Origin of the sequence: Hwangdonia seohaensis (assembly GCF_031932625.1) — a bacterium.
Taxonomy (GTDB): domain Bacteria; phylum Bacteroidota; class Bacteroidia; order Flavobacteriales; family Flavobacteriaceae; genus Hwangdonia; species Hwangdonia seohaensis.
The window spans coordinates 627267-639858 of record NZ_JAVSCK010000002.1; the positions used below are offsets into that span (position 1 = coordinate 627267).

The window sequence follows — 12592 nt, forward strand, 5'->3', positions numbered from 1 at the left end:
TTTTGGAAATTTTATAAAATTGGGTAATCCTTTTTTTTTACAAAAAAAATTTCGAAATTCGTTAACCGGTTGATAATAAACACTTTTATAAATATGATATCAAATAAAGATTGCAATCATTAATGGAACCAGACGCTGTAAACATTACACAAATAATTAACAAAAAGACTTTAAAGCATCGTAGGGATGATTTTGCTGTTTGTTGGATTAAAAGAGAGGTAAACGGTATAAAAATAGATGATGTGCTATACAAAAATGTATCCAATTCTATATTTTTTATCGATCCTAAATATCAATGGAAAATATTAAAAAAATGCAACACTTATTCTTCGGGGTATATTTTGTACTTAGCCAAGGAGGTTTTAAACAGTCCTGTTTTAAGTAATCTTCACATCAATAAAGTAAGGCTTTTCAATTCGGGTGAAATACCATTATTCAAACTAAGTCCGGGCATCGAAAAAAGAACACAGGCCATTTTGGAAATGATTGATGAACTACTAGGCTCTCAATTAAACCATAAAGATGATGCCATTCTGTCCTTATTAAACACCTTTTTTGTTTACTGCGATGGGCAGTGCAACATTAAATCGATAGCTTCAAATAATAACTCAAAATCAAACATCGTCTACAAGTTTAAGCAACTTGTTGATCAATATATATTTGAACATCACGAAGTGGCCGATTATGCTAAACTGCAAAACATTTCTCCTAAATATTTGAATGAATGCGTCAAAGAAGTTCTCGCCGTTAGTTCAAAAAACATCATTATTGAACAATTACTGATGAGGTCTAGGCATGCCCTAAAATTTTCAGACAAATCAATAAAAGAAATCAGTTTTGAATTAGGCTTCTCATCACCAGATTATTTTAGTTACTTTTTTAAAACCCACACGGGAATAACGCCTTCAGCCTTAAGAAAAAAGTAATTGCTGCCAAAAATCTATGGTTTTACCGTAATTTTCACATTGTTTCAGGTTTGTTATTCACATAAATTGCGTAAAACATTAATTATGAATAGAAACAAATTCTTAAAAACTTCGGGCATTGGACTAGGTCTTTTATTTATCCCTAGACTCATTCAAGGTCAATCTGAGGCTTTAAAAAACCATCATGAAAATAATGACAAATCGAAAATTGTTAAAGATTCTGAGGGTAGTGTTTTAAACGTAATAGGAGACGTTCAAACACACAAGCTGGCCGGTAGCGATACTGGAAACCAAATAGTGGAATGGGTAGACAATGTTGAACCCGGTATTGGTATACCGCCACATATTCATACCAAGGAAGATGAAATATTTAGAGTTATAAAAGGACAAGTTGAAATTATGGTTGATGGAAAAACTACGGTTTTAAATGAAGGCGATATCGCATTTGCTCCAAAAAACATACCGCACTCCTGGAAAGTGGTTGGAACTAAAAAAGCTAAAATGATGACATCGGCTTTTCCTGCTGGTATTGAACATATGTTCAGTGAATTGGCAAAACTCCCTGAAGGTCCCCCAGATTTTAAAAAGGTATCTGAAATTTGCGGAAAACACGGTATCCGCTTTGTCTAAATAATGGCGCCAGTTATTTAGTCAACCTATAGTTTTAAAGCACCAAACAATTAGCCAAAGTATCCTCGTAAATGGTTTCGTATTGCGGTACAATATGATGCAAATCGTATTTTAAGGATTCCTTTCTGGCATTGCTTTTAAAGATTTTTAACCGGCTTTCATCACTTAAAATATGCAAGGCATTTTTAGTCATATCGTCTACATCGCCCACATTGCTTAAGAATCCAGAAACACCGTGTATATTTACTTCGGGTATACCACCTGTATTACTTGATATTACAGGCACTCCAGATGCCATGGCTTCCAAAGCCGCCAATCCAAAACTTTCAGTTTGCGATGGCAATAAAAACAAGTCGCTAAAGCATAAAATCTTGTCTATCTCGTTACTTTTTCCAAAGAAAACCACTCTATCGGTAATGCCCAATTCTTGGCATTGCCATTCCATTTTTTCGCGTTCCGGACCTTCACCCACCAACATGAGTTTTGCGGACATTTCTTTTTGGATGTTATAAAAAATTGTGATGACGTCTTGTACACGTTTTACTTCACGAAAATTACTAATATGGGTAATTATTTTCTCATTGTCAGTGGCCATCATAGCGCGTTGGCAATTGGTAAAATCGTGATTGTATTTACTTAAATCGATAAAATTAGACACCACACTTATTTCATTTTTAATATCGAATAAACGCAGGGTATCCTCTTTTAAACTCTGTGAAACTGCTGTTACGGCATCTGATTTATTAATACTAAAGGTAACCGCTGGTTTGTAAAATGGATGACTGCCAACCAAGGTAATATCGGTACCGTGAAGCGTGGTTACAATAGGCACATAAATATTTTCTTCAATCAGCATTTTTTTTGCCATATATGCCGCATAAGCATGAGGAATGGCATAGTGCACATGTAAAATTTCAATTTTATGAAGCTTTACCATATCGACCAATTTACTCGATAATGCCAACTCGTATGGCTGGTAATGGAACAACGGATATTCCGGTACGTTTACTTCGTGGTAATGCACATTATTACCTAACAAATCCAATCGTACAGGCTGATTATAAGTAATAAAATGAATTTCGTGCCCGCGCTTAGATAATTCTAAACCCAGCTCTGTGGCTACAACGCCACTACCTCCAAATGTGGGGTAACAAACAATACCTATTTTCATTAATTCTCTTTTTTAATTCTCGTGAAGGTGAGAATCTTTTGTTCACACCTATAAGGTTATCAAAAACCTTGCAGGATTACTTTAATCTTCAATCGCTTCGTAAATTAAACGTTGGATATCTGTTCTAATATTCCTTTTTAACAATATGTTTTTACCCGCTCTCGGATACGTTCTATTGGCCAAAAACACATAAATAATTTCTTCTTCAGGGTCTGCCCAAGCATAGGTTCCGGTAAACCCGGAATGCCCAAAACTCGTCATTGATATGCACCCGCATGTTGGCCCTTCTTCCCCCAATTGAGGTTTGTCGAAGCCCACACCTCGCCTATTGTCCTTTTCGCAAAAATAGCAGGTGTTAAACCTATCAACCGTTTCTGGTTTTAAATAGCGTTTACCACCGTAAAACCCTTTCTGTAAGTACATTTGCATAATTTTAGCCACATCGTTGGCATTACTAAAAACACCGGCATGACCGCCCACACCATTTTGCATTGCCGCACCCATATCGTGCACATAGCCATGTACTTTTTGATGCCTGTAATAATCGTCTACTTCGGTAGGAACAATCTTTTTATTGCTTATTTTATGATACGGATTATACAGTGTATAATTGGCACCCAACGATTGATAAAAACGATCTTGTACAATTTCATCTAATCCTTTGTCGTAATGCTTTTCGATAAATTTCTTTAAAATGTAATACGGAAAATCACTATAGCGATACCTTAAACGACTTAACAATTCGGAATCTTTAATGATGCCGTTTATTGAATCTTTATAATCGCTTCGTAAATACAAATCCTTGGTTACTTCAATATTGAATCTATCACTTTTTGTTTTTCTATAATATTTTGGACTTGGCTGCTTGGTTATCGAATCAAGTGTTTTGTAATAAAATGGTTCCCATGGGCGTAACCGTGCATAGTGAGACAGCATTTGCTTTATGGTAATATTTTCTTTATTTGAATTTTTATACTCGGGCAAAATCTCTGAAAGTTTACTGTCTAACGATACAATTCCCTGCTCAACCAACTCCATAAGCAAGGGTAATGTAGCTAATATTTTGGTAAGTGAGGCCACATCATAAATATCATCAAAATCTACTTTTTCTTTGCCTTCATAGGTGTGTTTTCCAAAGTTTTTATTGTAAATAACTTTCCCGCGTCTCGCCACCAAAAGCTGAATCCCTGGTGTCATTAACGAATCCACGGCGATATGTGCCACCGAATCTATTTTATTCAGTTTTATCGAATTCATCCCCACGCGCTCGGGACTTGAATATCCCAATCGTTTTATTGAAAAAGTGGGAATTCCATCGCCTTCTTTAAAAAACGCTCCGGTTGAAACGGGCAAGGTTCCTTTGGCTGCCAAAGCTCCAAAAATAAGCTGCGCCGATTTTTGTTGCGCAATCTCGCTATTTTGATAACTAACCACAATGCTTTCAATATTTTCAATGGTTTTTAAATCGGAAAGTGCATAAGGTTTTACAAAAACATCCAAAATTACGGTGTGCGTTCTTGCTATTTCGTACAACCAAACCAATTCTTTATCCGTAAATTTATGAGCTTTCCAAGGGTTATCGTTCGAGCGATGCAACCCAACCACAACCGTATTATATGGATGTAGTTTATTCATTAATTCATCTAAGCTTTCAGCTTCAATAGCATGGACTTTGGTGTATTTTTTAAGTTCGTTAAAAAACGGTTTTCCACTATCGTCACCCATTTTAACGTAAGCAATCGTTTTTGTTTCAAGCTGTCGCAAAGGCAACAAATCGTTTTTGTTTTTCACTATGGTTAGGGCATCTTCAATAAGATCTTCGTATAAAACATCGTCTTCAATTCTATTTAAATCTTTTGATAAATTATACAATCCAATGGGTTTGTAATTGTTCAGTCCGACTTTATATTTAGCTTGAAGCACCTTTTTTACCGAATGTGCCAATCGCTCTTCGGTAATATCGCCCTTCTCATAGGCTTCAGCTATTTTTGAAATACCCGTAGGAACATCTTCCGAAATTAACAACACATCGTTCCCCGCTTTAAACGCGGCTAAATCGATGGCTCCGGATTCATCAAAATTTGAGGCACCTTTCATATTTAAGGCATCTGTAAATATCAGCCCTTTAAAGCCTAAGCGTTCCTTTAAAATATCGGTAACTATATGTTTGGATAAAGAGGAAGGATAGCCTGAACGCGACTCTAAACTAGGTACGTTCAAATGTGCAACCATAACGCTAGAAAGTCCTTCTTTAATTAATTTTTTATAAGGATACAGTTCTACGGAATCTATACGCTTTTCACTAAAGTTAATGGTTGGCAACGTTTTATGCGAATCCTGATCGGTATCGCCGTGTCCCGGAAAATGCTTTGCATTGGCCAAAACACCAGCACTTTGCATGCCTTCCATAAAAGCTAAGGCCTTAGCGGTTACATTATCTCTATCTTCACCAAACGAACGGTTGCCAATAATGGGGTTTTTAGGGTTGGTGTTGATATCTACAACGGGTGCAAAATTAAAATGAACCCCTAATCGTTTGCAATGCTCGCCAATATGTTTTCCTGCTTGCCTAACCAAATTATTGTCTTTTATGGCACCGAGTGTCATATTCCACGGGAACGAGTAGGTAGAATCCAATCGCATTCCCAATCCCCATTCGGCATCCATTCCAACCAAAAGCGGCACTTTAGCGGTGGCCTGCAACATATTGTTTAATTTGGCTTGTTTTACCGGACCGCCGAGGGAATAAATAACACCTCCCAATTTATGATCTTGTATGAGTTTTACATTAGCATCAATGGCTTTTTTATTTTGATTGGTAAATACCATAATCATGTACAACTGCCCTATTTTTTCTTTTAGGGTTAAAGAACTATATACACTATCAACCCATTTTTGCTGTGCTTCCACGTTTTTATCCAATAATGGATTTGTGGTGGTTTGACCAAATGCAAAAATTATGGAAAAAAATGACAGAAATGAGAGTACAAAATGGCGCATAGCGTAGTTAAATTTTTTTATTTTTTTAGGAAAAACACTTTAATAGGAAAAACTATGCCAAAATAATACTTTTAAAAAGAAGAAAAAAAGACTTTAAGATAGAATTATAATAAGATTTTAAACATTAGTATTCGATTAGAGATTCTAGACCGCAATGCTGATAGAATCAAGAATCAAGACTTAATAGTAACTAATTACAAACAGTAGTAATTTGAATTATATTTTTTGATTAAAAGCTAACCCAGAAAAATTTAAAAACAAACAAAATCTGCAATGCTAAACATAAAGCTTAAAAATCTTAATTATCTTAACGATTAACTTACTCCAATAAGTCGATATGTCTGTCGTGGTAACCCAACAAATACAAAACACCATCTAAACCTATACTCGATATGGCACTTTGCGCGTTATCTTTTACCGTCGGTTTTGCATGAAAAGCAATCCCTAAGCCAGCAAGATTTAGCATTGCCAAATCGTTTGCACCATCGCCAACGGCAATGGTTTGGCCTATATCAATACCTTCTTTTTTGGCTATTTCTTTAAGGTATTCTGCTTTTTTGTTGCCATCGACAATCTCGCCAAGGTAGCCGCCCGTTAACTTGCCGTCTTTAATTTCCAGTTGGTTGGCGTACACATAATCTATGCCCAATTCCTTTTGTAAATAATGACCGAAATACGTGAAGCCTCCCGACAAAATAGCGGTTTTAAATCCGTAGTTTTTTAAGGTATCAATGAGTCGTCTTGCGCCTTTGGTTATGGGTAAATTTACAGCAACATCGTGCAGCACATCTTCGCTCAAACCTTTTAAAAGTTTCATGCGTCTTTTAAAACTTTCATTAAAATCTATTTCGCCGTTCATGGCCGATTCCGTAATGGCTTTTACCTTTTCGCCAACACCCGCTAATTCTGCCAACTCATCAATAACCTCTGTTTGAATTAACGTAGAATCCATATCAAAGCACACCAAGCGTCGGTTTCTGCGGTAAATATTATCTTCTTGAAATGCAATATCGACATCTAAATCGTGTGAAATTTGCATGAATTTTTCTGTGAAATCCCTTTTGTTATCTATTTTTCCCCTAATAGATAATTGAATAGACGCTCTAGGGTATACATCTTCTTTAACCAATGATAAACGCCCTGTAAGTCGTTTTATAGAATCTATATTTAAGTTTTTATCTGAAATGACTTTGGTAACTTCCGATATTTGTTCGGCAGCCAGTTTTTCACCTAAAATGGTAACAATATAGCGATCTTTCCCCTGAAGGTTTACCCATTTCTCGTAACCTTCGAGCGATATAGGAATAAATTTGGCTTTAATCCCAAGTTCGTAAGATTTGAACAGTAAATCTTTTAAAACGGGTGCGGATTCTTTACCGCGCTCGATAACAAACATAATACCTAAAGATAGTGTGTCGTGTATGTTTGCTTGCCCAATATCCAACACTTTGGCACCGTACTTAGCCAAAACTTCGGTTAAGCTTGAGGTTATACCTGGTTTATCCTGCCCTGAAATTGTTAATAAGAAAATCTCGTTAGCCATAATGTAATTTTCACTCTTTTAATCCGATAATTATCAGGACGTAAAAATCATTATTCTATTTGAGATATAAAAGTTTTTTGGGGTTATAATAGGTGCTTATCGCAATTTTTGACAATCATATAACCAAACAGTAAAGAAAAAGAAAGAATAGTAATGATACGAAGATAAAACTAGAAAATAATCTATTTTACAAATCGACTATGCCAACTTTCGCTTGCCGGAACTTCCCAGTTTTCTTTAAATTCTGCAATATTATTAACCAAATTATTAAAAACGATGGTGTTTTTTGATATGGCTTTGTCCTTTGCCATTTTCCTGAAATCGGTTAGTGTTTTGTAAGCCACATACTCGCCTTGTTTATAGGATACATTCATTTTATCCATTAAATCGACGTTGTATTCCTTTTCCAATTGTTGTATAAAATGAACCGATGCATCAATGGAGCAACCCGTAGCATTATTTACATCTTGGTTTAAGCCCAACACGATAAAACGCTTGTATTTTATGGTGTAGCCCGCTTGTAAATCGCTACCGTGAGCCGTCCAGTTTTCAATAAAAATATTAAGTTTCGATTGTATTTCCTCCAATTCTTGTTCGGTAAACGAACGGTTGGCTTGGTATATCCAAACACGTGATTCTTCGGGCAATGTATTAAAATCAACTAGCATTTTATTTGTCTTTCTTGTGTTTAATTCGTGCAACAATAATCATTCCTATTCCAAAAAGAATAAATCCAACAATAAATTTTTGAAGATTAAATTCCTTATCCTTATAATAATCGACAATGGCAATAAAACCGGCATAAATTAAGCCGGTTACCAAGCCGTATATTATTTGGTGTTTTAAACTTTTTGGTGCCATTTACAAATCTTGGGCATTCGCAATAAGTTCTGCAATATCCATAACTTCAACATCGTTTTCCTTTTCCTTGGCCTTAACGCCATCGGTCATCATGGTGTTACAGAATGGGCAACCTGCCGCTATAATTTCCGGTTTTACGTCCAGGGCTTGTTCTGTACGCTCAACGTTAACGTCTTTATCCCCTTTTTCGGGTTCTTTAAACATTTGCGCGCCTCCTGCCCCACAGCACAATCCGTTTCGTCGGCAGTTTTTCATTTCGACCAATTCTGCCTCCAGTTTTTGAATGAGCTCTCGTGGCGCTTCGTAAACATTGTTGGCGCGCCCTAAATAACAGGGGTCGTGAAAGGTAATACGCTTGCCTTTAAATTTACCGCCCTCGATGGTTAAACGCCCTTCGTCCAATAGTGTTTTTAAGAACTGCGTATGGTGCATTACCTCGTAACTACCACCCAATTCCGGGTATTCGTTTTTGATGGTATTAAAGCAATGCGGACAAGCAGTAACTATTTTTTTTACTTCGTAGGCATTTAGCACTTCTATATTGGTTACGGCTTGCATTTGAAATAAAAACTCGTTTCCAGCGCGTTTTGCAGGATCGCCGGTACAACTTTCTTCGGTGCCCAATACGGCAAATTCTACATGGGCTTTATTTAAAAGTTTAACAAATGCCTTGGTTATTTTTTTTGCTCTATCGTCAAAACTACCTGCACAGCCTACCCAAAATAATACTTCGGGCTGCTTGCCTTGGGCCATAAATTCGGCCATGGTTGGTACTTTTATTGTTTCGCTCATTTTTTTATGTTTAATACCCACAAGCTTATTTGAAACTTTGCAGGATTATTGTTAAGTGTTCGTTTTTGCGTTAGGGATTGCAGCGGCATCCTTTTTGTTTTCCACAAAAAGATATAGCGGAAAGCCCGACCCTTTTTAGGGTAACGCCCAAATTATTTAATTATTCATTTTTCCAATTTAATCGGTCCATTTGATTGTATGGCCACGGCGCGCCGTTATTTTCTATGTTGGTCATCATATTATTGAGTTCGACGGGTGCCGCGGATTGCTCCATAACCAAATAGCGACGCATATCCAGAATGATGGACAGCGGGTCGATACTTACCGGACAAGCCTCTACGCAGGCGTTGCACGAGGTGCAGGCCCAAAGCTCTTCGCGGGTTATGTAATTGTCTAAAAGCTGTTTTTCGTCGTCTTTAAACTCACCGTTATTGGCATCGATATTTTTACCCACTTCTTCCAGACGGTCGCGGGTATCCATCATTATTTTTCGGGGTGATAGCTTTTTACCGGTTTGGTTTGCCGGACATTCGCTGGTGCATCTGCCACATTCGGTACAGGTATAAGCATTCAATAGTTGTACCCAATTTAAATCTTGTACATCGCTGGCACCGAATTTTGCTGGTGCTTCGCCCTCATCTTCGGGTACGGCATAAGGGTCGGCATCGGGATCCATCATCATTTTAACCTCTTTGGTAACCGCTTCGAGGTTATTGAATTGCCCTTGTGGGGTTAATTTCCCGTAATAGGTGTTTGGAAATGCCAATAAAATATGCAGATGCTTTGAAAAGTATAGATAATTTAAAAACACCAAAATACCGACAATGTGTAGCCACCAAGCAGCACGTTCGATGCCATGCAATGTGGCTTCGGATAATCCTGAAAACCACGGCGCTATAAATTGACTGATGATGTTGCCGGAGTTCAATTCTTGAAAATGAACATCGGTAGCATTCATTATTAAAAACAGCGTCATTAACACCATTTCGAAATACAGAATAAAATTACCGTCGTTTTTTGGCCAGCTCGTCATTTCGCTTTTCCAGAAACGCGCTAGTTTGATAATGTTTCTACGAATCCAAAATATGGTAACCGATATAAATACCAAAATAGCCAATACTTCGAATGCGCCTATTAAAAAACCATAAACCGATGTTGGCAATACTTTTAAGCCGATTCTGTGCGTGCCTATTAATCCATCAATAATAATTTCTAAAACTTCTATATTAATGATTATAAAGCCCACGTAAACCACAACATGTAAAAATCCAGCAATAGGTCGGCGCACCATTTTACTTTGCCCGAGCGCAATCATGGTCATGTTTTTCCAGCGTTGCGATTTGTTATCGCTAACATCGACATCTTGACCGAGTTTTATATTACGAATTAATTTTTTTACGTTTTTTGTAAAATATCCTATACCAACAATTAGTATAATTGCAAAAAGCACGTTTGGTAGGTAATTCATATTTTAAAGGCGTTAATCTTTTTGTTTAATTTCGTTTCCCTCAGCATCGTACTGTTTTGGTTTTTTCCCGAATAAAGAAAAATGCACATAGCGCTTGGGGTTTAATTTCATATCTTCCAACAACTGCTCCAATTGTAACGTGGCACCTTCTAAGTTTTCGTATAAACCTTCATCCTTTAGGAGTTTGCCCATCGAGCCTTCGCCATTTTCTAAATTAGCGATGATTTTATCGAAATTTTGAAGGGTTGATTCTAAATTCTTTATGGTCTTTTTAAGGTCCGATTCTGAAATGGTATGTGTTATTTTTGCTAAATCGCCGGTTAGTTTTTCAGCATTAGTTAAAACGCTATCAATCTTAACCTGATTACCCTTAATGACTTGATTTAGAGCAAGCGAGGTGCTTTTAAATGAATCTATAGTAGAGCTTAAACTGGCAATACTTTTTTTAAGGTTCGTTTTGGTTTGGGCATCAAAAACCTGGTTTAAATTATTCAACAAACTATCTGCGCTCACCATCATATTTTCAATCTTACCTTGTAAGGGTGTGAGTTTTTGATTAACCAATTCGCTTAATCCGGCTTTTACCGAGCCTTGTAAGTACGACTCTTTTTCAGCATTACCGGCATTATCAAAGGCAGGGACAATGGCAATCGCCTTTCCGCCTATTAAACCTGTTTCATAAAGTTCCGCTTTACTGTTTTTTGAAAACTGAAAATCGTTATCCACTAAAAGCTTTACCAATAACTTACCGGAACCATCTCCTTTAAAACCTATGCTAATCACTTTTCCAACAATTAAACCGTTGATGGTAACTGGGGTTGATGCCGTTAAGCCTTCTACATTGTCGTAAACGGCGTAAAATGTACGGGAAGAATCGAGTAGGTTTTGGCCTTTTAAATAATTGAATCCGAAAATAAAAAGGATAATTCCTGATATAACTAATATGGCTGCTTTAACTTCTTTTGATATATTCAAAATAAATATGTTTAGATAAACAAATTTAAGATAAATTTAAAAAGAATGAATCTAATTAGCAGTTGTTTTTAAAGCTTCGGTTAAAGATATTTTTTCACCATCTTTAAATGCCACGATGTAACCGGTTTTAAAACCAGCGGTTTTGGCTTCTTCTTCCAGCTTTTTTATGGTATTGTAATTTGAGGTTTCGCCGTAAAAATATTTATATAAATTGTTTTCCTTGATTCTGGAAACATTGTTTAAGCCTTTAAAATTATACGGCTTGGTTTCTAGGGCCTTTGAGCTTGCAGCAATTTGTACCTTGAAGACAATGTTGGTGTAAACCTCGTCTGTTTGCTCAGCAACCTCTTGTATATCATCTGCATAAACAGGGTGGCTAACATTTAAATATAAGGCTTTTTTGTACTCTAAAATAGCATCTTTTATGGCCAAAGCCATTTCTGTTTGTCCTTTTTTTGAATTTAAATAAGCGCCTTCCCTTTTGTTGGTTAAAAACCCGAGTTCTACCAAAACGCTGGGCATCACGGTTTGATGCAATACAATAAAACCGGCTTGTTTTACTTTTCGGTCTTTTCGTTTTAATCTTTTCGCAAAATTATCCTGAATTAAGCCTGCCAACTGTATGCTTTGGTCTAAATATTCTTCTTGCCCCAATAAAATACTAATCACGGATTCTGGCGAATTGGGATCGAAACCATCATAATTTGTTTCGTGATCTTTTTCATAAAAAATAGCTGAATTCTCTTTTTTTGCGACTTCAAAATTTGTCTGGTTTCTGTGTGTTCCCAGAACAAAGGTGCCAGCGCCATAAGCTTGACTGGTATGCGAATCGCAATGCACCGAAACAAACAAATCGGCATTGGCCTTATTTGCTATTTTTCCTCGAACGAATAAATCGACAAGCACATCTGTTTTACGGGTATAAACTACCTCTATGTCTGGATTTTTTTCAAGCTCTTTGCCTATGGCCAAAACCACTTTTAAAGCAATGTCTTTTTCTTTATAACCATTGCCCAAATTCCCCGGATCTCGTCCGCCATGGCCAGCATCTAAAACCACAACAAATTTATCGTTGGCTTGAATATCATCAACATTTATAAAAGAAGAAAATGTTAATACTATTATAAAAGATACGAAAAGTAATATTCTGGACGTTTTCATAAGTGTTTTTAACGCGTAAAAATTCGGTTTATTACTCCACAACATGGAGTAAACATTTAATTTTA

The 12592-nt window shown here is 36.6% G+C and carries 11 protein-coding genes; 2 read left to right on the top strand and 9 right to left on the bottom strand.

The window, feature by feature from the left end; genetic code table 11:
- Positions 1-122 precede the first annotated feature (122 nt).
- Together RNZ47_RS07970 and RNZ47_RS07975 are read left to right on the top strand one after the other, a co-directional pair.
- On the top strand, positions 123-926 hold the full coding sequence (locus RNZ47_RS07970) for a helix-turn-helix domain-containing protein (protein ID WP_311938622.1): 804 nt from the start codon (positions 123-125) through the stop codon (positions 924-926).
- A gap of 84 nt (positions 927-1010) precedes the next feature.
- Entirely contained in the window at positions 1011-1556 is a 546-nt protein-coding gene (locus RNZ47_RS07975; RefSeq protein WP_311938624.1) for a cupin domain-containing protein, read from the top strand.
- Positions 1557-1590: 34 nt separating this feature from the next.
- Here RNZ47_RS07975 and bshA read toward each other — a convergent pair whose 3' ends face one another.
- The 9 genes from bshA to RNZ47_RS08020 all read right to left on the bottom strand — a co-directional run bounded on the left by bshA (position 1591) and on the right by RNZ47_RS08020 (position 12527).
- Positions 1591-2727: an N-acetyl-alpha-D-glucosaminyl L-malate synthase BshA gene (gene bshA, locus RNZ47_RS07980; RefSeq protein WP_311938626.1), complete on the bottom strand. Its 1137-nt coding sequence runs from the start codon at positions 2725-2727 to the stop codon at positions 1591-1593.
- Between the two features lie 81 nt (positions 2728-2808).
- Positions 2809-5727 carry a serine hydrolase domain-containing protein gene (locus RNZ47_RS07985; protein ID WP_311938628.1) on the bottom strand — a complete coding sequence of 973 codons (2919 nt, stop codon included), beginning with the start codon at positions 5725-5727 and terminating at the stop codon, positions 2809-2811.
- 319 nt (positions 5728-6046) lie between these two features.
- Complete coding sequence (gene serB, locus RNZ47_RS07990) at positions 6047-7270, bottom strand: phosphoserine phosphatase SerB (RefSeq protein ID WP_311938630.1); 1224 nt, start codon at positions 7268-7270, stop codon at positions 6047-6049.
- Positions 7271-7452: 182 nt separating this feature from the next.
- A complete protein-coding gene (locus RNZ47_RS07995; protein ID WP_311938632.1) occupies positions 7453-7938 on the bottom strand; it encodes an ABC transporter ATPase in 486 nt (161 codons plus the stop codon).
- Between the two features lies 1 nt (position 7939).
- Positions 7940-8131 carry a hypothetical protein gene (locus tag RNZ47_RS08000; protein WP_311938634.1) on the bottom strand — a complete coding sequence of 64 codons (192 nt, stop codon included), beginning with the start codon at positions 8129-8131 and terminating at the stop codon, positions 7940-7942.
- The gene (locus RNZ47_RS08005; protein ID WP_311938636.1) at positions 8132-8923 is read right to left on the bottom strand and encodes a (Fe-S)-binding protein; all 792 of its coding nucleotides are present in this window, start codon (positions 8921-8923) and stop codon (positions 8132-8134) included.
- 160 nt (positions 8924-9083) lie between these two features.
- Positions 9084-10391: a 4Fe-4S dicluster domain-containing protein gene (locus tag RNZ47_RS08010; RefSeq protein ID WP_311938638.1), complete on the bottom strand. Its 1308-nt coding sequence runs from the start codon at positions 10389-10391 to the stop codon at positions 9084-9086.
- A gap of 12 nt (positions 10392-10403) precedes the next feature.
- Entirely contained in the window at positions 10404-11366 is a 963-nt protein-coding gene (locus RNZ47_RS08015; RefSeq protein ID WP_311938640.1) for an MlaD family protein, read from the bottom strand.
- 51 nt (positions 11367-11417) lie between these two features.
- Complete coding sequence (locus RNZ47_RS08020) at positions 11418-12527, bottom strand: N-acetylmuramoyl-L-alanine amidase family protein (RefSeq protein ID WP_311938642.1); 1110 nt, start codon at positions 12525-12527, stop codon at positions 11418-11420.
- Positions 12528-12592: the final 65 nt, after the last annotated feature.

Bases quoted from the DNA above. Each gene is read 5' to 3' on its own strand.
- RNZ47_RS08020 (WP_311938642.1), bottom strand. From the start codon at position 12,527: ATGAAAACGTCCAGAATATTACTTTTCGTATCTTTTATAATAGTATTA.
- RNZ47_RS08005 (WP_311938636.1), bottom strand. From the start codon at position 8,923: ATGAGCGAAACAATAAAAGTACCAACCATGGCCGAATTTATGGCCCAA.
- RNZ47_RS07995 (WP_311938632.1), bottom strand. From the start codon at position 7,938: ATGCTAGTTGATTTTAATACATTGCCCGAAGAATCACGTGTTTGGATA.
- RNZ47_RS07970 (WP_311938622.1), top strand. From the start codon at position 123: ATGGAACCAGACGCTGTAAACATTACACAAATAATTAACAAAAAGACT.
- RNZ47_RS07975 (WP_311938624.1), top strand. From the start codon at position 1,011: ATGAATAGAAACAAATTCTTAAAAACTTCGGGCATTGGACTAGGTCTT.
- RNZ47_RS07985 (WP_311938628.1), bottom strand. From the start codon at position 5,727: ATGCGCCATTTTGTACTCTCATTTCTGTCATTTTTTTCCATAATTTTT.
- RNZ47_RS08010 (WP_311938638.1), bottom strand. From the start codon at position 10,391: ATGAATTACCTACCAAACGTGCTTTTTGCAATTATACTAATTGTTGGT.
- RNZ47_RS08000 (WP_311938634.1), bottom strand. From the start codon at position 8,131: ATGGCACCAAAAAGTTTAAAACACCAAATAATATACGGCTTGGTAACC.
- bshA (WP_311938626.1), bottom strand. From the start codon at position 2,727: ATGAAAATAGGTATTGTTTGTTACCCCACATTTGGAGGTAGTGGCGTT.
- serB (WP_311938630.1), bottom strand. From the start codon at position 7,270: ATGGCTAACGAGATTTTCTTATTAACAATTTCAGGGCAGGATAAACCA.